Below are 20,148 nucleotides of genomic sequence, written 5' to 3' on the forward strand. Positions count from 1 at the left end.
ATCGGTAATGCGTTCTACCGAAAATGTGGCTCACGGATTCAGGGCATAATGCCGCGAAACGCGGAGAATAAAGCGATATTGCTTCTGATATTCAACCTCTTCATTAAATGGCGTTTGATATAGCTCAAGCGACGAATGTCGACGTTTACTTCGTCTGATATTTGCGACAGGGATTTTCCCTTAAATAGCTCTTCCATCAACCACCACTCACTCCCGGAAATCGTGGGCTCCACGCTCCGGTCATAAAGTTTTTTTTTCGTATAGTTGACCAGCGATGCGCTAAAGCAGCATCCCTGACGTGTTTTATCCAACAGACGCTGAAAAAAAGGCGTGATGCTCTCCATATTTTCAGTTTTGAGCAACCAGTGCGCGGTGGGCAAAAGCGAATACAGCGCAAAAAAAAGAGGCATATTATGTTTGCTTAAGAGAATAATCAGGCTTTTATTTTCCTGCTGATAGAACTCTTTCATTAATTGCAGCGTGTGAAGCCGCTCTCGCGGCAGGCTGTCTAAATCACAGAGGATCCACATGCAACCCTCGTCATTAACCTGACGCTGTAATTGAACAAGGAGCTGATCGTAATCATCCGTTAAGGAATATAAAACGTCCGCTTGTTCTGCGAGTAAACTGGTAATAACCATTTTAATTCCTTGCGAATAAAAAATATTTTTATCGTAAAGAAAGAACTGATATCTCATGTCGCAGCTCCCGGTTAACGCCGCTACTGATAATCCAACGTATAATGTGCAGTGGCGGTAAATGGCCCGGTAGTTAACGTTCCGCTTGCCACGGCATCGGGTTCCGCTTCAACAAAAGCCTGGAAGCTTAGCCGTAACAGGTTGTCGTTGATGAGAGTGGGACGGGTGGCGACATTCAGGCGCACGGGAGTATCATCCTCCTCCAGCAATCCAATCCCTACCCCGCCCGCATTACCCGGCGCTGTTGCGTTGATGGCCAGCCGGTCCGCCATATTGGCGTTGGCGATGCCGCTGAACGTTACCGTCACCGCGTTAAAGACGTTCGGATTACAGTCCTGCAATTTAATCGCGAACGGAACCGGTGTCGTTTTTCCGTTTATATACAATGACTTTGTTGATACCTCACCAAAATCCACCAGGATCCGACCCGACTCTGGCGCAATACTGCACGGGTAAGCCATTACAACGCCTTTAAAGCTAAGATCGCCACCGATCAACTCCCCCCGCGCCCAGGCGGGTGCCGCAGCGAATACCGTGAGATAACAGGTGAGGATGATTATCATGCGATGCATATTCCCTCCTTACTGGAATTCAGCCACAACCGTCGCCGACGCATGGAACTCGCCTTCTGGAATAACCGAGGTAGTGTTTTTGGCCACCGGCGCGGCGATCAGGTTCCAGTCACCTTCGTTGTGGGAAAATCCCGGCACGTTATAGAACGTGTTTGGCACCACAGGATTACCCTTGCTATCACGCAGCGCGATCCCCAGTTCAGACCGGTCGACGGCTCCCTGCGTACTCAGGTATTTACCGTCACTGAATGCTGGATTAGCTTGCTGGATCCCCAGCTTGATATTCAGCTCTCCCTGGGAAAAACTGCCGCCCTGGCACTTGACGTGAATCGGTACGTTTTGACTGTAATTGATACCATCCAGCCGACTGCCCGTCCCCGGAATGTTGCCGAAGTCGACGACAATGGGCGTTCCCTGATTCACGATGCATTTATCCGGTACGGTGATGACGCCTGAAGCGATGGTGACGCGCGACAGTGGCGTTTGGCCCATTGCACCCGGCCCCAGTCGTCCATAAAGTGTTGCGATTTCTGACCCCTGCAAGTTGACCCCGTTGATAATGGGCCTGGTGATCATAAAGGTCACTTTCCCCTTCGCACCGGAGGCAAACTGGTTGTCCAGTATGGTGCTGGGGGGGTTGCAGTAGTTCTGATTGACGTTATTGGAGACGTTATCGAAGGGTACGGTTTTGTACTGCTGTAGATTACCGCCGATGTAGATCTCGATTTTGACGTCCATGTAGTCATTCAGCTTGAGGTAACCCGCCGTCATTCCTGATTGGGTTAACGTTGCCTGCGACGTGTAATAGACCGGCTGGCTTATCATCGGCTGCGCGCAGTACGCGCGGCCCTGAAACATCCCTGCCAGATCAAATTCGTCGATAACGACAGCACCGACCTGATTACTGGTAATATCATGATTGCTAATGTTGATCAGGTATTCATAGGTGCCATTTACCGCCTTAATTTCACCGTCCACCACAGAGCGCGCCGCCCCGGAAAATCCGAGCGCACACATCGCCAGAAGAGCGGCATAAGGATAAGGATGTTGCATTGTCAGGCTCCTTCCTTGTTAACCCTGCTGGGCAGGGGGTAACGCCTTACAGGTATTGCCATCACAACGGAATTTCAGCTCCGGATGCCCGCCATAGTCATTCACAAACTTCATAGAAAACTGACTGACACCGGCGTCCGTTACCGCAAACGTCTGGCTCGATTTAGGCGCAACCATGATCCCCGGGAAACGGGTGATCTTCACCCCGTCTCCTTTGGTCAGGCTGAGGATCGTCACGTAGTAAGGCGTAGGATTCTGCACGGTCATTTCGCTGCCGCTTTTCTGGAACACCACCCGATCCTGCCAAACTTCCCCCTTTGTCTTCGGGATCACCGCTTCAGGGCGATAAAACAACTTGATGCGTGATTGCATTGCCAGCTGCAGCGTGTTGGGTTTTTCCGGTTTTGGCGGAATTTCCCTGACGTTGAGGTAGAACAGACTCTCTCTGTCCTTCGGCAGTTTTTCGATGCCAGCCGTTTTAGTGACCCGCGCGATCCCTTTCTGCCCCCCATTAATTCGCTGTAACGGCGGGAGTACAATCAGCGGAGAGGTGATCTTATTGCCCTTTTCATCCTCCACCCACGACTGGGCCAGGAAGGGGATATCCGGGCTGGTATTGGACAAATTGGCGCTGGACGAAGACTCTTTCTCCGTAATGATGATGCGCGTCCGATCCAGGGAGACGCCTGCCTGCGCGTAGCCCGCCACCAGGCTCAGCGCACACGCCGCCATAAGATATCTGCTATGTCTGTTCTTGCTCATTTTTAGCCTTTAATTACAGTGAGATAATGCTTACTAAAGGATTAACGGCACGGCAGAAGCATGTCCGAACGTCCGTTGTTCTCTCCAGGCGGGACGGTTACTTTGCACTGCTGTTTGCCCCCCCACATAACATTCAGGGTTTCATTAGTGTTTATGCCCGCAAGCCATGCCTTTCCGTCCTCCAGCACCATGGCGACGCTTACGCCATCGGCGTTGTAAATTTCTGCCCCAAAAGGAGGGACGCTGTTATCAACGAGGCGCAACGTGCCCATCATTTTCATCCCTTTCGCCATCCCAAAAGCCTGATAGCCGATGGCCCCTTCAGTCAGGGTGCTGGTACTGATGGCTCTGGCCGGTTCGATATCGCCATCCATGGCGTCGACGTCTACGCGGGTATCAAAGCTGTTGTAACTCACTACATCCGGTACAACGGCAATACCGAAGCGGTTAGTCCGGGACTTTTCACCATTGAGTGGGACGCCGCCAATGCCGTTGGTATCGACCATGACCCGCGCCGTGTTCATTGTTGCGCCACTGTTATGCATCGCCGCACCGTGCCGGGTCGCCGTAAAGCCGCCGCGCAGAGTGGTGCTTAACGCCATAAACTCATTTTGCTGGTAGCTTGCGTTGGTATTAATCTCCGCCCACTGCGAACGGTGCAGGTAATAGCCGTCAACGCTGGCGTTACTGTTCTGACTGGCACCCGCGCGAACGCGCCACAGATTGTTGAAGTCGCTGTTGTCGGTGTATGACGCCATTGGACTGGTTTTACCGTTGTTGGTCTGGACGTCCAGACCCGCCCATGTGTTATCCCCAATCGGCACAGACAGCGAGAGGGAGATTGAGTCGTCCTTACGCCCTTTATAATCAGTACGGTAAGCAGAAAGATTGGCGTTGATGCCGTTGATATCGCCAATGCGGAAGGCTCGCCCCACGGACATGCCGTATCGATCCTGGCTGCGCTGATTCCAGTAGTTTTGGTGGGTCCAGGTAAGAAAGACGGTCGTCGCTTTACCCGCCTCACCGGCCCAGAAGGTTTTACTCCCGGTAATGGTGTAGAGCTGTTTCTCGCGTCCGACATGGTCATAACCCTGATAACGCTCATCAAGGTATTGCGTCATCGTGCGGAAGTCTTCCTGTGAGAAGCGGTACCCCGCGAACGTAATTGAGCTGTTGTATTCATCGAAGGTTTTCGCGTAGCTCAACTTATATGAGGTACCTTTCAGGCGTTTGCCGTCAGGCTCACGGCTCCACGACTCTGTGGCATCCAGAGAGATCGCCCCTAACGCGTTCAGATCACGACCTATACCCACAGAGGCTGCAGTGTAGGCTTCACCCGATGACTGCAGGCCACCGTACAGCGACCACGCGTTGCTGATCCCCCAGGAGAAATCGCCAGACAGGAACGTCGGTCCCTTTAGCGAGTGGTTATAGCGGGACGGCGTGCCACCAGAGAGGTTGTAACGAACATAGCCCGGACGCGTGAGATACGGAATGCTGGCGGTATTCACCTGGAACAGCGATACCGAGCCATCCTGCTCCTCAACGCGTACATCGAGCGTACCGCGCACTGAACTGCGCAAATCCTGAATATTGAACGGTCCGGCGGGGACGGTAGTTTCATAGATGACGCGCCCGCTCTGACTGACGGTCACTTTGGCATTCGAGCGAGCAATACCGTGGATTTCAGGCGCATAGCCCTGCAGCGCAGGCGGCAGCATCCGCTCATCGCTGGCGAGGTTAATCCCGGTAAATCGCAGCGTATCGAAAACCTGCGAGTTCAGGTAAATCTCCCCCAGCGTCAGTTTTGCCGCCATCATCGGCAACGGCCGGTAGGCGTAGATCTGGTTCCAGTCAAAACTGGATTGATGGTGCTGGCTGTAGTAGCTGGTCTGATATTCACCGCGTATGCGCCAGCCGCCGATGTTAGCTCCCGCCTGACCGTAACCTGATATCGCGCTGTAGTTTTTATTGTCGCTGAATTGACGAGTCAGCTGCCCGTTAATGCTGTAGTCAAAAATCAGGCCGGCAATACCTTCATCCCAACGTTCAGGCGGCGTCCAGTCAGGATCGTTGTACTTCATCCATGCCTGCGGCACGGTGATATCAAGCACGCCGGCATAGTTGCTTAATTTCGCGCCCGACAAACGCTGCAGGGAATAGCAGTTTTCATAGATTTGAGCGATCTGTGAACGTGCGCCTTCTTTCAGCGCCAGTTTGTCCAGCAGGTCACCGCTGATACACGGCAGCGTACGATTGCCTTCAGGCGATTCCACATAACGGATTTTCTCCTGGCCTACCGACTGGCCGTTAACACGGATATCCAGCAGATAATCACCAGGTGTGACATAGTTATCTGTCGCAAAACGTGACAGATCAATACGGGTACGATCTGAAGCATCCAGAACATCAGTATTAAACTCAACGCGCTCTTCTCCGCGCGCCATTGCTGCATAGCAGCAATTCATCACCAGGAGAGCAATAATTGTAAGATTCGTTTTTAATTTTACTGACATGATCCCCGTCCTGAACAAATCCATTAAAAGCGCCCAGCGTTCCACTGCGTTATAATTATTTTGTTAATACCTAAAATTAAAATATGGAGAAATGCCGTCATGACTTTCGCGTAAATCGTTCCATCGCGATGACAGTGAAATAAAGCGGCATTAAATGTCCATTTTATTTTCGTTCGTTAACAGTGCGGGATAATTCCCGCACTGACGATGCTCTGCGGATTACTGATAAGCAATCTCGAAGTTAACCGTTGACTGGAAGGAACCTGCCGTTACGGTCGCACTTGCGCTTTCTGCTTTCACATATGCCACGAACGGAATGGTGTTGGTGCCATCAACCAACTGAACAGGCGTGGTTGCGTTACCCCAGACGACGTCCTGGCTGGCACTGTCACGCAGGCCAATACCAGCGCCCGACGCAGTACCAGAAGTGAAGGCAGCCAGAGACGTATCCGTTGGGTTTACGCTGGTTGGGGAGTACGTTATCTCAGCTGTTTGTGCAACGGTGGTGTCACAGTGCTGCAGTTCAATGTTCTGATGTACATTTCCGGCGCGCGCACCATTAGCCAGTGCAGAAACTGGAATTTGGCCAAAATCAACGCTTACCGGGCTTGAGCCTGGCGCCAGACCACATGCGGTATTCACCAGTTCACCCTGGAATTCAATCTGGCCATTCGTCGTATCAGCGAATGCAGACATTGAACTCAGAGCTGCGGTCAAAGCAACAGCCATAGCAACTTTATTCAGTTTCATAAAATATCCTGTTTTTACCAATATCCTGAGAAATAAAGAGTCGTCACGCTACAAAAATGATATACACGAGTGAAATTAACTCTTGGTTTAGTTCTTAAAACGATATGCAAATAATGAAACTCGCCTAATATTAATTGCCATCGTTTGTTCGAACTAATTCAAATGCTACCAAATCACAATTTCATCACAAAGCAATACATTTAATGTGGGATAGATACGCATTATTAACTCGTAAGACTCAAAAAACAGGGTCTTATATCTCGCAGAGTGGCATGAATAATCTGAAATTTATGATGCTTTTACCACATATATAAATATATAAAAAATGGGAAATTAAGAAATTTCGTAGAGGGAAATGTGAATTTGTTTAATCATGGGGAGAAACTGTGCTGTCGGATGGAGTCACCCGCAGGGAGAGGGTGAGAGTGAGGGAGAAAACAAATGCAAAAAACCCCGCACCTTACGGTACGGGGTTCTTCTTAATTAATGCCTGGCAGTTCCCTACTCTCACATGGGGAGACCCCACACTACCATCGGCGCTACGGCGTTTCACTTCTGAGTTCGGCATGGGGTCAGGTGGGACCACCGCGCTAAAGCCGCCAGGCAAATTCTGTTATCTGTATCAGGCTGAAAATCTTCTGTCTCTCGTCCGCCGAAACAGCTTCGGCGTTGTAAGGTTAAGCCTCACGGTTCATTAGTATCGGTTAGCTCAACGCATCGCTGCGCTTACACACCCGACCTATCAACGTCGTCGTCTTCAACGTTCCTTCAGGAGACTTTAAGTCTCAGGGAGAACTCATCTCGGGGCAAGTTTCGTGCTTAGATGCTTTCAGCACTTATCTCTTCCGCATTTAGCTACCGGGCAGTGCCATTGGCATGACAACCCGAACACCAGTGATGCGTCCACTCCGGTCCTCTCGTACTAGGAGCAGCCCCCCTCAATTCTCCAGCGCCCACGGCAGATAGGGACCGAACTGTCTCACGACGTTCTAAACCCAGCTCGCGTACCACTTTAAATGGCGAACAGCCATACCCTTGGGACCTACTTCAGCCCCAGGATGTGATGAGCCGACATCGAGGTGCCAAACACCGCCGTCGATATGAACTCTTGGGCGGTATCAGCCTGTTATCCCCGGAGTACCTTTTATCCGTTGAGCGATGGCCCTTCCATTCAGAACCACCGGATCACTATGACCTGCTTTCGCACCTGCTCGAGCCGTCACTCTCGCAGTCAAGCTAGCTTATGCCATTGCACTAACCTCCTGATGTCCGACCAGGATTAGCTAACCTTCGTGCTCCTCCGTTACTCTTTGGGAGGAGACCGCCCCAGTCAAACTACCCACCAGACACTGTCCGCAACCCGGATTACGGGTCTACGTTAGAACACCAGCCATTAAAGGGTGGTATTTCAAGGGCGGCTCCACGCAGACTGGCGTCCACGCTTCAAAGCCTCCCACCTATCCTACACATCAAGGACCAGTGTTCAGTGTCAAGCTATAGTAAAGGTTCACGGGGTCTTTCCGTCTTGCCGCGGGTACACTGCATCTTCACAGCGAGTTCAATTTCACTGAGTCTCGGGTGGAGACAGCCTGGCCATCATTACGCCATTCGTGCAGGTCGGAACTTACCCGACAAGGAATTTCGCTACCTTAGGACCGTTATAGTTACGGCCGCCGTTTACCGGGGCTTCGATCAAGAGCTTCGCGTTACCGCTAACCCCATCAATTAACCTTCCGGCACCGGGCAGGCGTCACACCGTATACGTCCACTTTCGTGTTTGCACAGTGCTGTGTTTTTAATAAACAGTTGCAGCCAGCTGGTATCTTCGACTGATTTCAGCTCCACCCGCAGGGGCTTCACCTACATATCAGCGTGCCTTCTCCCGAAGTTACGGCACCATTTTGCCTAGTTCCTTCACCCGAGTTCTCTCAAGCGCCTTGGTATTCTCTACCTGACCACCTGTGTCGGTTTGGGGTACGATTTCGTGTTACCTGATGCTTAGAGGCTTTTCCTGGAAGCAGGGCATTTGTTACTTCAGCACCGTAGTGCCTCGTCATCACACCTCAGCGTTAAAAAGGTACCGGATTTACCTGGAACCTCCGCCTACATGCTTAAACCGGGACAACCGTCGCCCGGCTAACATAGCCTTCTCCGTCCCCCCTTCGCAGTAACACCAAGTACAGGAATATTAACCTGTTTCCCATCGACTACGCCTTTCGGCCTCGCCTTAGGGGTCGACTCACCCTGCCCCGATTAACGTTGGACAGGAACCCTTGGTCTTCCGGCGAGCGGGCTTTTCACCCGCTTTATCGTTACTTATGTCAGCATTCGCACTTCTGATACCTCCAGCAACCCTCACAGGCCACCTTCAACGGCTTACAGAACGCTCCCCTACCCAACAACACATAGTGTCGCTGCCGCAGCTTCGGTGCATGGTTTAGCCCCGTTACATCTTCCGCGCAGGCCGACTCGACCAGTGAGCTATTACGCTTTCTTTAAATGATGGCTGCTTCTAAGCCAACATCCTGGCTGTCTGGGCCTTCCCACATCGTTTCCCACTTAACCATGACTTTGGGACCTTAGCTGGCGGTCTGGGTTGTTTCCCTCTTCACGACGGACGTTAGCACCCGCCGTGTGTCTCCCGTGATAACATTCTTCGGTATTCGTAGTTTGCATCGGGTTGGTAAGCCGGGATGGCCCCCTAGCCGAAACAGTGCTCTACCCCCGAAGATGAATTCACGAGGCGCTACCTAAATAGCTTTCGGGGAGAACCAGCTATCTCCCGGTTTGATTGGCCTTTCACCCCCAGCCACAAGTCATCCGCTAATTTTTCAACATTAGTCGGTTCGGTCCTCCAGTTAGTGTTACCCAACCTTCAACCTGCCCATGGCTAGATCACCGGGTTTCGGGTCTATACCCTGCAACTTAACGCCCAGTTAAGACTCGGTTTCCCTTCGGCTCCCCTATACGGTTAACCTTGCTACAGAATATAAGTCGCTGACCCATTATACAAAAGGTACGCAGTCACACCACGAAGGTGCTCCCACTGCTTGTACGTACACGGTTTCAGGTTCTTTTTCACTCCCCTCGCCGGGGTTCTTTTCGCCTTTCCCTCACGGTACTGGTTCACTATCGGTCAGTCAGGAGTATTTAGCCTTGGAGGATGGTCCCCCCATATTCAGACAGGATACCACGTGTCCCGCCCTACTCTTCGAGTTCACAACCTGTGCATTTTCGTGTACGGGACTGTCACCCTGTACCGTGCGACTTTCCAGACGCTTCCACTAACACACAAGCTGATTCAGACTCTGGGCTGCTCCCCGTTCGCTCGCCGCTACTGGGGGAATCTCGGTTGATTTCTTTTCCTCGGGGTACTTAGATGTTTCAGTTCCCCCGGTTCGCCTCGTTAACCTATGTATTCAGTTAACGATAGTGTGACGAATCACACTGGGTTTCCCCATTCGGACATCGCCGGGTCAAGGGTTCATATCACCTCGCCGGCGCTTTTCGCAGATTAGCACGTCCTTCATCGCCTCTGACTGCCAGGGCATCCACCGTGTACGCTTAGTCGCTTAACCTCACAACCCGAAGATGTTTCACTTCATGATTGCGAAAATTTGAGAGACTCGAACACACATAACATGTGTGTCGTTTCAATTTTCAGCTTGATCCAGATTTTTAAAGAGCAAATATCTCAAACGTCACCCGAAGATGAGTTTTGAGATATTAAGGCAGGTGACTTTCACTCACGAACCAGCAAGTGGCGTCCCCTAGGGGATTCGAACCCCTGTTACCGCCGTGAAAGGGCGGTGTCCTGGGCCTCTAGACGAAGGGGACGTACAGTCTCAATCGCAAGACGCCTTGCTATTTACTTTTCATCAGACAATCTGTGTGAGCACTACAAAGGCAGGTTCTTTAAGGTAAGGAGGTGATCCAACCGCAGGTTCCCCTACGGTTACCTTGTTACGACTTCACCCCAGTCATGAATCACAAAGTGGTAAGCGCCCTCCCGAAGGTTAAGCTACCTACTTCTTTTGCAACCCACTCCCATGGTGTGACGGGCGGTGTGTACAAGGCCCGGGAACGTATTCACCGTAGCATTCTGATCTACGATTACTAGCGATTCCGACTTCATGGAGTCGAGTTGCAGACTCCAATCCGGACTACGACGCACTTTATGAGGTCCGCTTGCTCTCGCGAGGTCGCTTCTCTTTGTATGCGCCATTGTAGCACGTGTGTAGCCCTGGTCGTAAGGGCCATGATGACTTGACGTCATCCCCACCTTCCTCCAGTTTATCACTGGCAGTCTCCTTTGAGTTCCCGGCCTAACCGCTGGCAACAAAGGATAAGGGTTGCGCTCGTTGCGGGACTTAACCCAACATTTCACAACACGAGCTGACGACAGCCATGCAGCACCTGTCTCACAGTTCCCGAAGGCACCAATCCATCTCTGGAAAGTTCTGTGGATGTCAAGACCAGGTAAGGTTCTTCGCGTTGCATCGAATTAAACCACATGCTCCACCGCTTGTGCGGGCCCCCGTCAATTCATTTGAGTTTTAACCTTGCGGCCGTACTCCCCAGGCGGTCGATTTAACGCGTTAGCTCCGGAAGCCACGCCTCAAGGGCACAACCTCCAAATCGACATCGTTTACGGCGTGGACTACCAGGGTATCTAATCCTGTTTGCTCCCCACGCTTTCGCACCTGAGCGTCAGTCTTTGTCCAGGGGGCCGCCTTCGCCACCGGTATTCCTCCAGATCTCTACGCATTTCACCGCTACACCTGGAATTCTACCCCCCTCTACAAGACTCTAGCCTGCCAGTTTCGAATGCAGTTCCCAGGTTGAGCCCGGGGATTTCACATCCGACTTGACAGACCGCCTGCGTGCGCTTTACGCCCAGTAATTCCGATTAACGCTTGCACCCTCCGTATTACCGCGGCTGCTGGCACGGAGTTAGCCGGTGCTTCTTCTGCGGGTAACGTCAATTGCTGTGGTTATTAACCACAACACCTTCCTCCCCGCTGAAAGTACTTTACAACCCGAAGGCCTTCTTCATACACGCGGCATGGCTGCATCAGGCTTGCGCCCATTGTGCAATATTCCCCACTGCTGCCTCCCGTAGGAGTCTGGACCGTGTCTCAGTTCCAGTGTGGCTGGTCATCCTCTCAGACCAGCTAGGGATCGTCGCCTAGGTGAGCCGTTACCCCACCTACTAGCTAATCCCATCTGGGCACATCTGATGGCAAGAGGCCCGAAGGTCCCCCTCTTTGGTCTTGCGACGTTATGCGGTATTAGCTACCGTTTCCAGTAGTTATCCCCCTCCATCAGGCAGTTTCCCAGACATTACTCACCCGTCCGCCACTCGTCACCCGAGAGCAAGCTCTCTGTGCTACCGTTCGACTTGCATGTGTTAGGCCTGCCGCCAGCGTTCAATCTGAGCCATGATCAAACTCTTCAATTTAAAAGTTTGATGCTCAATGAATTAAACTTCGTAATGAATTACGTGTTCACTCGTTGAGACTTGGTATTCATTTAGTGTCCGAAGACATTAAGAATCCATGTCACTTTGAGTGCCCACACAGATTGTCTGATAAATTGTTAAAGAGCAGTTGCGACGCGCTTCAGCGCTCTGTCGCGAGGTGGCGTATATTACGCTTTCCTCTTTCAGAGTCAACCCTGATTTTCAGGATTTTTTCTCTTCAACCGACCGGGCTGTTTGTGAAGTGATTCACATCCGCCGTGTCGATGGAGGCGCATTATAGGGAGTTCCCGGGCGACCGCAACCGAAAAGTTGCAAAAAGATGACTGACTGCTGTATTCCCCAGCAAAACCCCGCTTTATACCCTTTTACGCACAGACTTATCCACAATACAACGCATAAGCACAATAAGAACCCACGGATTGAGGGGGATAATCAACTATACTATTGGCAAATATTCTCCCCGACAGACGACATCCATGACCACACAACGCCTCACCCGAGACTGGCGGATCCCTGGCGCAGGCCTCATGACGCTGCTGCTTCTTATTGCAGGCTTCACTCTGCACGCACACTGGGGTGCTTTCATCCAGTGGTGCCTTGCCACACAAATTACCCTGCACCGTTATCTGGTGATGTACCTTCTGCAGCTTAATAACCATCAGTACAGCGGTGGATTATGGCTTTTAACCGGCGCTTTCCTCTATGGCGTACTTCATGCTATCGGGCCGGGGCACGGCAAATTTATTGTCACGACCTATCTCAGTACCAATAAAGAGAGCGACCTTGCCGCCCGGGTTGTCCCTTTTTTTGGCAGTATGCTGCAGGGCGTCAGCGCCATTCTGTTTGTGTTTATTCTGGCGGTGGGGTTTAACCTGGCTTCAGGGGATATCAGTACCAGCCGCTGGTATGTCGAGAAGATAAGCGCGGTCCTTATTGGCGCATTCGGCGCGTTTGTCATTTACCAGGCGCTGAAAAGCCTGCGTCCGCGCAGGATGAGGATCTCCGCCATTACGCCTCTTCATCAGCATGACGAACAGTGTGGCTGCGGCCATCACGGCGCAGGTGCAGACCTGACGCAGGGTGACTGGAAAACCCGTCTGGGTGTGATTCTGGCGATCGGTGCGCGTCCGTGTAGCGGGGCCATTATGATCCTGATGTTCTCGAACGCGCTGGGCATTGTCACCTGGGGAATGGCTGCGGTAATGACCATGTCGCTGGGAACCGCGCTGTCGATTATGGGGCTATCGCTGGCTGTGCGTTACGCCCGCGAGCGTACGGTTTCCTGGTTTGGCGGCAGCACCTCGCTGAACTGGCTGGTTCCGGCGGTCAAGATTGCTGGCGGGATTGTTCTGATCCTGTTTGCGACCATCCTGTTCCTGACGGTGATCCCCATCAGCGCCAATGGCGATTACATCGCCGCAGGATGCTAATAAAAGAAAACCCGCCAGCGGCGGGTTTTTTTATTACTCGTTGATGCGTGGATGTTGGTCCACCAGTCGGGAGCGTTTTTTCTGCAGTTCTTCAATCTCTGCGTCAATATCTTCAATCTTCTGCTCGACGTTATCGTAGTGCTCGCGCAGGATCTCTTTCGCTTCCTGGATATCTGATGCCGCAGGCGTCGCCCCTTTCAGAGGACGGTTCGCCGTCTCCTTCATGGTAATCCCGGTAATCAATCCAATCACCGCGATCACCATCAGGTAATAAGCGGGCATCATCAGATTCTGCGTGCTTTCCACCAGAGAGGCGGCAAGCGTCGGCGTCAGACCGGCAATCAGTACTGAGATGTTAAAGGCCGCCGCCAGTGCACTGTAGCGGATATGCGTCGGGAACATGGCCGGCAGTGTAGAGGCCATCACCCCGATGAAGCAGTTGAGGATCACCGCCAGCATCAGCAAGCCGGCAAAAATCAGGCCCAGCACATTGCTGTTAATCAAAATGAATGCCGGAATGGCAAGGGCAAACAGCGCAACGCTACCCAGAATAATGAACGGTCGACGGCCGAAGCGGTCACTCAACAGACCCATAATCGGTTGCACAAACAGCATACCCACCATGATGGCGATAATGATCAGCACACCGTGGTCTTCCGAGTAGTGCAGGTTATGCGACAGATAACTCGGCATGTAGGTCAGCAGCATGTAGTAAGTCACGTTCGTGGAGATCACCAGACCGATACAGACCAGCAGGCTGCGCCAGTGTTTGGTCGCGATCTCTTTAAAGGAGACTTTCGGGCCATCCTGCAAACCTTCACGATCGCCCTGCTCAAGCTTATCAACGTGCTGCTGGAATGCAGGCGTCTCTTCAAGCGCATGACGCAGGTACAGGCCAATGATCCCCAGCGGCAGCGCCAGGAAGAACGGGATACGCCAGCCCCAATCCAGGAAGTTCTCTTCACCGACCACGGTCGAAATCAGCACCACCACGCCCGCGCCCATGACGAACCCGGCAATAGAACCGAAGTCCAGCCAACTGCCCATGAAACCACGCTTACGGTCCGGGGAGTACTCTGCAACGAAGATCGAGGCACCGGTATACTCTCCCCCGACGGAGAAGCCCTGAGCCATCTTACACAGCAGCAGCAGAATCGGCGCCCAGATACCAATCGTGGCATAGGAGGGGATAAGGCCGATACAGAACGTACTGATCGACATAATGACAATGGTGATAGCGAGGATCTTCTGACGGCCGTACTTATCACCGAGCATACCGAAGAACAGACCACCCAGCGGGCGAATAAGGAAGGGAACCGAGAACGTACCCAGCGCGGCAATCATCTGCAGGCTGGGGTCGGCGCCGGGGAAAAACACTTTACCTAACGCATAGGCCACAAAGCCATAGACACCAAAATCGAACCATTCCATCGCATTACCGAGCGAGGCGGCAGTGATCGCTTTACGCAGTTTTGCATCATCGATGATGGTGACGTCGCGAAGCGTGATGGGTTTAATCTTTTTCCTTCTAAGCATAGCTTTCCTCGTAGACTCAGCCCTGTCCATTACACAGTTCACCCGGTGAACAGTGCAACGGGGATCCGCTCCATGCGAATCGCCTTATTCAAGCGTAGCAGGTTTACTTACATTGACGTTTTACGTCGATACAACCGAACCTGTTGACGCCTGTCTGGGCAGTTAATGACCTTTTTACCCTACCAGCGTTTATATTTGTGATCAACTTCACACATATTTTTCCGTATCGTCAATTGCGTTCAGTATTTGTCAATTACGGCACAGAAGACCTTTCCCAACCATCCCAAAAGCACGTCCTCACGCACGTTATTATTCCGTTCCCAACGTTCAAAAAAACCATTCGGCTTCACATCAGATTTACATAAATTTTAATTATTAAAACATGGTTCGAATATTTACATTGAATATGTGATGGAGATAACTAAAACACTGTTTTATTTTCATTGAATCATCATTCCAATGATCGCATGATAAATCCGAACACAACGTCCAGCGTGTTTTTGAGCAGCGTTAATCAAAAGCACGACATTAATTTCATTGTATGGAAAACGAAGCCCCCCGCTTCGTAACCATTCAATTAATTGAATTTATTGATTTTATTTTTCATAGCATTCCGTCCGCCACGCGGGACATGATGTGAGGGTTGTACATGAAGATTAAAGCCACAATAGAACGCATCCCCGGTGGGATGATGCTGGTTCCCCTGGTACTGGGCGCCATCCTGAATACCCTAGCACCTGATACGGGTGCTTATTTTGGTGGTTTCACAAAAGGAATGATCACGGGCACCGTTCCCATTCTCGCCGTCTGGTTCTTTTGCATCGGCGCATCTATTAACCTGCGGGCAACAGGAACCGTATTACGTAAATCCGGAACGCTGGTTATAACGAAAATTGCAGTGGCCTGGGTTGTGGCAATGGTCTGTGCGCTGTTCATTCCGGAAAATGGAATTCAGACCGGATTCTTCGCCGGATTATCCGTTCTGGCGATCGTCTCCGCGATGGATATGACCAACGGTGGTCTCTATGCCAGCCTGATGAACCAGTACGGTACAAAAGAGGAGTCAGGCGCGTTTGTGCTGATGTCTCTGGAGTCCGGTCCGCTGATGACGATGTTGATTCTGGGCTCGGCAGGGCTGGCCTCGTTTGAACCACACCACTTTGTCGGCGCGATCCTGCCGTTCCTGATCGGTTTTGCTCTCGGTAATCTGGATCACGATCTGCGCGATTTCTTCAGCAAAGCCACGCCGGTACTGATCCCGTTCTTCGGCTTCGCGCTGGGAAATACCATTAACCTGAACGTGATCCTTGATACCGGACTGCTGGGTATTGTCCTGGGCGTGGCCGTGATTATTATCACCGGCATTCCGCTGATCATTGCCGATCGCGTAATTGGCGGAGGAAACGGAACGGCAGGTGTAGCCGCCTCTTCAGCCGCAGGGGCCGCCGTGGCGAATCCGGTGATCATTGCCCAGATTAACCCGGCTTTCGAACCGGTTGCGGCCTCGGCAACGGCGCTGGTTGCCGCCAGCGTGATTGTCACCGCGATCCTGGTGCCGATCATCACGGCGCTGTACGCGAAGCGCTTCGGCAATCTCCCCGAGCCGGATACAGAACCGAAAGCGGTAGAGCTTCATCATTAACACACCGCATCAGACCCTCCCTCTTCCCGCCGGGGAGAGGGGTTCAACCAAAAATTTCTTCCACCATCCCATCCACCAGCCGCTTTGCCGAACAGAGTCGCGGCATACCCAGCGCGACCGTCTGCCAGTTTTGTGTCACTGACCAGCTCACCGGATGTTTATCCGCCTGACACCAGTCCCCCAGCCAGCCCAGCATATCTTTATGATCGATGATCCCCGGCGTGGAGGGCGTAGTCAGCCACTGGTGATAGAAATGGCGGGTAGTGGGAGAGGCATTGATCCCCTGCGCCAGATAATTTGCCGCCATACTGCGCAGGTTATCCTTAAGCATTGCCGCCACGTCTTCATTCGCCAGACGACAGGCATCGCCAAATGCTCCCCAGCGCAGCTCTTCCAGCACAATGTAGCAGCGTCCGGCCAGCGACCAGCCGTCATAGTTTCCGGCTCGCCAGCGGGTAAAAATCTGCTCGCTATGCTCGCCCGCCTGCACCGTTAACCCGCGCTGGGTTAACGCCTTTTCTTTATATGCCGCGCGTTGAATGAAATGCGAAGAGAGTTCAGCATACTGCTGAACCAGGCCCGGCGACTGTTGCGCACGTGGAGTGGTTTGCTGGCGCAGCGCAACCAGTTTGTCTGCCATGCGCGTCAGCGCGAGATGACCCGGATCCAGCATACCGGCAAGTTTTTCCGCCAGCCCCAGGCGCAGAGCCGCATTTTCGTTGAGCATTCCCGCCATAGCCCAGGGCCGCAGCCGGGTATGCGTCATGATCTCCTGAGTCAAACGCTCACGAAACTGCAGCTGTTGCGGCCCCAGGTGGGTATGACGCGCCGCGTCTACCCCCTGGACCAGATCGACCATAAATTTAGGATGGATACACTCCAGCGTCCGCCCGGGACCGTCCAGTAGCTGTGTTGTCATGGTTGCTCTGCCGCGAAAAGGGTTTGAATATCATCGCGTAACAGTCGGGTATCTTCCTGAATCCACGTCGCAGTGGTAATACTTTCTTTCAACAGCTGGCTGAGCGCTCGGGTCGAATGCTCATTTTGCTGACGTACTGCGAGGCTATCACGCAAGCTTTCCTGTAACCCGGCAAGGCATAACGAAAATTCTGCAAAGAACGTTGCCATACCCGCCGTAACAGAGACATCGACCTGAGCGGTTAAAGCTTTACGGATTTGTTCACAAAACAGATCAATATGCTGCGTAAATTTGTCATTTAGCTGCGCAATATCGATAACGTATCGCGTGCGTGTCGCCACATACTCTTCCCAGCCCCAGCCAGGATTGTTCAGCCAGCGCGAAACCGTCTCACGCACGCTACCCGTGGTCGATGGCTGGCCTGCCGGGCGGTTGTCCTGCGCGATCGCATCGTTAAACAGCGCCCGCGTATTGAAGTTAAGCTGGTTCGCCTGAAACGCCGGGAAGCTGATCCGCGCCCGGAAGCCGGCATGGCTCAACTGCTCTTTAATACGCAGTTCGATCGGCCGCATTGCCTCATTCAGCGAACGCGCCAGCGTAGACTCCAGTTGATCAAAACGTAGCGCCAGTTCACGGCTGATTTTTGTCTGCGCATCCAGCATGACCTGCTCGCAGGAAGAGCGGATTTTACTCAGCGCAATCTGCGCCTGCCCTTCATCATCCAGCACCAGCTGTGTCAGCGCGTCCGGCTCGTCGTGGCGATGATTCAGCGGATCAATACCGGCCAAAGCAAGAATATTGTGACGCTCAAAGACATGTCCAACCGCCTGTTGAAGGGCCTTTTTCTGCAACGCCATAAAATTGTCAGTGGCGTGAAGGGCCTGCTCCACTTCGTGTTTGACTTCCTCGCTGGCCACCCGCTGACGCGTCTGCAGCAGGGCCATATCCTCTTCGAGACGCGTAATATTCAGTTCCAGCGACTCAAAGGCGACCGTCAGTGCCTGATAGCGAAAATCAAGATGCTCCCTGGCATTTTGCGCGTAGTTAAGCAGCTTATGCGACGCCGAACGCAGCGCAAATAACGACGCATTGGCATAGGCGGCGTAAATCAGTTTGCGGATCGGTTGTTCAAATAACGAATCTTCCCACAGCAAATCAGCGGCATGGCGAATATGCTCGATATCGTCCAGGTCCGCCGTACGCCAGCGGCGTCCCAGCGCGGCTTCGGCAAAGTCCTGCACCCAGCGCTGCTCCTGATGATCCGGTAACTGCCCGTGCGTCGCCATCTCATAGCGGGCGCGGTTCGCCAGATAGGCCCACATCGACGAAACAGGGTAAATTTGTCCCGGTGAGATATTCCCTTTCATTAAGGTGCCGGAGATCATCGCCCTGACCTGCTCTTCATCATCGCTGTTGCGATCTTTCTGGTCGAATTTATTCACCAGCGCATATAAAGGCACCGATTTTCCCGCCACCGAAATGGCCTGACGAACCTCTTCATCAGAAATCGATTTGAGCTGGGTATAGTCCATCACCGCCAGTACGGCGGAGGCACGGGACAACTGCTCGGTGAGCATTTTTTGCAGATGCGGTTGCCCGGCTTCATTTGGCCCAGGCGTGTCCAGCAGCGTCAGTTGCCCCAGATGCGCATCCAGACCCGCAAGATGCACAAACTCCACCTCAATCACCGGTATATGTTCTATCGACGCGTACTCAGAGAACGGGAACGCCACGTCCAGCGCCTGAGAGAGCCTGACGAGGTCATTCAGGCTTTTCAGACAATGAAAGATTGGCTGCGCCCCAAGGTGGTGCTTCTCGAAAGCTTCCCCCTTTTCAATTCGCTCCAGCAGCGTATTCATGTCTTTATCAATTTCAAGACGCTGAGCCAGCTTGCCACGATCTTCATCACAGAGCTTTTTCTGCAGCAGCTGGATCAAATCATCGATGGGAGAGACATGCGAGAAATGCAGCACCGGCTCCTTCTGGCCCGGCGTATGACGGATCAGGGTAGGAAGCGCCGTCATCGGTCGATTACGGTTGGGCAACACTTCGGTGCCCACTATCGCATTAATGGTGGTCGATTTCCCCGCCTTCATGGTTCCCACAATAGCCAGCACCATTTCCAGTCGGGTTATTTTGCGTAATTCATTATTCAGCATCGCCTGCTGTGCTTCGACACCACGCGCGCTAAAATGCAGAGGTAAAACGTTGTTCTTTTCACCCGTAATGGCCGTCGCGGTACTCTCCATCATCGCCATCGGCATTGATTTCAACGTATCAAGATTTTGCAGGGCGAGCTGTAACAACCGCTCTGCTTCCTGGCTTAATTCAAAAATGGTCTGTGTGTGCATGATAAAAGCCTTTCCTTAACGCAAATTTATTACTTTTATTAAGCCACCTGGTTTTAATTATCTTTTTCGGCTTATATGATCACGTGTGGAAAACATGTTCACCGAAATATAACTGATTGAAGACAATCAGAAATAAATCGCTATCCTTGCATGGCGTGTAAAGCTCTACTCCTGGCCTGATAGCCAAAAGATAAAAAGCGTAGCCCATTTTTAAGAAACTTCAGGATATATCATCATTATTTACCCACCTAAAAAGAGAGGGAATGGCTCACCGTCATAACAGATGTATGACGACGAAAACCGGCGATAAATAACAATGTGTCGCTTCACCTTATCCGAAATGGAGGAGCGTAGCAATTTGCCGCAATAAAATATTCGATATATTGAGTGTCATTTCTTCCCAACGCGTTAATGAAGTTAGCATCGCTTAACCGACT

General features: G+C 52.2%; 11 protein-coding genes, 1 tRNA gene and 3 rRNA genes. 2 read left to right on the forward strand and 13 right to left on the reverse strand.

Going from position 1 to position 20,148, the window contains the following annotated elements; all coding sequences use genetic code 11:
• Positions 1–38 precede the first annotated feature (38 nt).
• The 10 genes from NQ842_RS22320 to NQ842_RS22365 all read right to left on the reverse strand — a co-directional run bounded on the left by NQ842_RS22320 (position 39) and on the right by NQ842_RS22365 (position 11,812).
• The gene (locus tag NQ842_RS22320; protein WP_047360722.1) at positions 39–698 is read right to left on the reverse strand and encodes a transcriptional regulator; all 660 of its coding nucleotides are present in this window, start codon (positions 696–698) and stop codon (positions 39–41) included.
• A gap of 23 nt (positions 699–721) precedes the next feature.
• Positions 722–1,270 (reverse strand): fimbrial protein, encoded by a 549-nt coding sequence (locus tag NQ842_RS22325; RefSeq protein WP_014830338.1) that lies wholly within the window; start codon positions 1,268–1,270, stop codon positions 722–724.
• A gap of 9 nt (positions 1,271–1,279) precedes the next feature.
• Positions 1,280–2,323 (reverse strand): fimbrial protein, encoded by a 1,044-nt coding sequence (locus NQ842_RS22330; protein WP_257256345.1) that lies wholly within the window; start codon positions 2,321–2,323, stop codon positions 1,280–1,282.
• 18 nt (positions 2,324–2,341) lie between these two features.
• The gene (locus NQ842_RS22335) at positions 2,342–3,085 is read right to left on the reverse strand and encodes a molecular chaperone (RefSeq protein WP_373371733.1); all 744 of its coding nucleotides are present in this window, start codon (positions 3,083–3,085) and stop codon (positions 2,342–2,344) included.
• 41 nt (positions 3,086–3,126) lie between these two features.
• Positions 3,127–5,601: a PapC/FimD family outer membrane usher protein gene (locus NQ842_RS22340; protein WP_014830336.1), complete on the reverse strand. Its 2,475-nt coding sequence runs from the start codon at positions 5,599–5,601 to the stop codon at positions 3,127–3,129.
• Between the two features lie 219 nt (positions 5,602–5,820).
• Positions 5,821–6,351, reverse strand: a complete 531-nt coding sequence (locus NQ842_RS22345; protein ID WP_047360725.1) for a fimbrial protein — start codon at positions 6,349–6,351, stop codon at positions 5,821–5,823.
• A 488-nt stretch (positions 6,352–6,839) separates the two neighbouring features.
• Positions 6,840–6,955, reverse strand: a 5S ribosomal RNA gene (gene rrf, locus NQ842_RS22350).
• 69 nt (positions 6,956–7,024) lie between these two features.
• Positions 7,025–9,929, reverse strand: a 23S ribosomal RNA gene (locus tag NQ842_RS22355).
• A 183-nt stretch (positions 9,930–10,112) separates the two neighbouring features.
• A tRNA-Glu gene (locus tag NQ842_RS22360) sits at positions 10,113–10,188 on the reverse strand.
• An 84-nt stretch (positions 10,189–10,272) separates the two neighbouring features.
• Positions 10,273–11,812: ribosomal RNA gene (locus NQ842_RS22365) — 16S ribosomal RNA — on the reverse strand.
• The 16S, 23S and 5S rRNA genes sit together here with 1 tRNA gene alongside, the layout of an rRNA operon.
• 497 nt (positions 11,813–12,309) lie before the next feature.
• Between NQ842_RS22365 and NQ842_RS22370 the strand changes: the two genes are divergently transcribed.
• On the forward strand, positions 12,310–13,263 hold the full coding sequence (locus tag NQ842_RS22370) for a nickel/cobalt transporter (protein ID WP_257256346.1): 954 nt from the start codon (positions 12,310–12,312) through the stop codon (positions 13,261–13,263).
• 33 nt (positions 13,264–13,296) lie between these two features.
• Here NQ842_RS22370 and proP read toward each other — a convergent pair whose 3' ends face one another.
• Positions 13,297–14,799, reverse strand: coding sequence for a glycine betaine/L-proline transporter ProP (proP, locus tag NQ842_RS22375; protein WP_014830333.1), 1,503 nt, complete (start codon positions 14,797–14,799; stop codon positions 13,297–13,299).
• 649 nt (positions 14,800–15,448) lie between these two features.
• Here proP and kdgT point away from each other — a divergent pair.
• Positions 15,449–16,441, forward strand: coding sequence for a 2-keto-3-deoxygluconate transporter (gene kdgT, locus NQ842_RS22380; protein ID WP_014830332.1), 993 nt, complete (start codon positions 15,449–15,451; stop codon positions 16,439–16,441).
• A 43-nt stretch (positions 16,442–16,484) separates the two neighbouring features.
• On the opposite strand, the gene NQ842_RS22385 is transcribed toward kdgT, so the two are convergent.
• Both NQ842_RS22385 and crfC read right to left on the reverse strand, forming a co-directional pair.
• Positions 16,485–17,360, reverse strand: coding sequence for a diguanylate cyclase regulator RdcB family protein (locus NQ842_RS22385; protein ID WP_043951548.1), 876 nt, complete (start codon positions 17,358–17,360; stop codon positions 16,485–16,487).
• A complete protein-coding gene (gene crfC, locus NQ842_RS22390; RefSeq protein ID WP_257256347.1) occupies positions 17,357–19,711 on the reverse strand; it encodes a clamp-binding protein CrfC in 2,355 nt (784 codons plus the stop codon). Before crfC ends, NQ842_RS22385 begins: the two co-directional genes overlap by 4 nt.
• Positions 19,712–20,148: the final 437 nt, after the last annotated feature.

It is taken from the genome of Enterobacter cloacae complex sp. R_G8, from assembly GCF_024599795.1.
GTDB lineage: Bacteria > Pseudomonadota > Gammaproteobacteria > Enterobacterales > Enterobacteriaceae > Enterobacter > Enterobacter dissolvens.

What these genes read in the sequence shown, in the direction of transcription:
- crfC (WP_257256347.1), bottom strand. Translation starts at nt 19,711, where the DNA reads ATGCACACACAGACCATTTTTGAATTAAGCCAGGAAGCAGAGCGGTTG.
- proP (WP_014830333.1), bottom strand. Translation starts at nt 14,799, where the DNA reads ATGCTTAGAAGGAAAAAGATTAAACCCATCACGCTTCGCGACGTCACC.
- NQ842_RS22330 (WP_257256345.1), bottom strand. Translation starts at nt 2,323, where the DNA reads ATGCAACATCCTTATCCTTATGCCGCTCTTCTGGCGATGTGTGCGCTC.
- NQ842_RS22320 (WP_047360722.1), bottom strand. Translation starts at nt 698, where the DNA reads ATGAGATATCAGTTCTTTCTTTACGATAAAAATATTTTTTATTCGCAA.
- NQ842_RS22325 (WP_014830338.1), bottom strand. Translation starts at nt 1,270, where the DNA reads ATGCATCGCATGATAATCATCCTCACCTGTTATCTCACGGTATTCGCT.
- NQ842_RS22370 (WP_257256346.1), top strand. Translation starts at nt 12,310, where the DNA reads ATGACCACACAACGCCTCACCCGAGACTGGCGGATCCCTGGCGCAGGC.
- NQ842_RS22345 (WP_047360725.1), bottom strand. Translation starts at nt 6,351, where the DNA reads ATGAAACTGAATAAAGTTGCTATGGCTGTTGCTTTGACCGCAGCTCTG.
- NQ842_RS22340 (WP_014830336.1), bottom strand. Translation starts at nt 5,601, where the DNA reads ATGTCAGTAAAATTAAAAACGAATCTTACAATTATTGCTCTCCTGGTG.
- NQ842_RS22335 (WP_373371733.1), bottom strand. Translation starts at nt 3,085, where the DNA reads ATGAGCAAGAACAGACATAGCAGATATCTTATGGCGGCGTGTGCGCTG.
- kdgT (WP_014830332.1), top strand. Translation starts at nt 15,449, where the DNA reads ATGAAGATTAAAGCCACAATAGAACGCATCCCCGGTGGGATGATGCTG.
- NQ842_RS22385 (WP_043951548.1), bottom strand. Translation starts at nt 17,360, where the DNA reads ATGACAACACAGCTACTGGACGGTCCCGGGCGGACGCTGGAGTGTATC.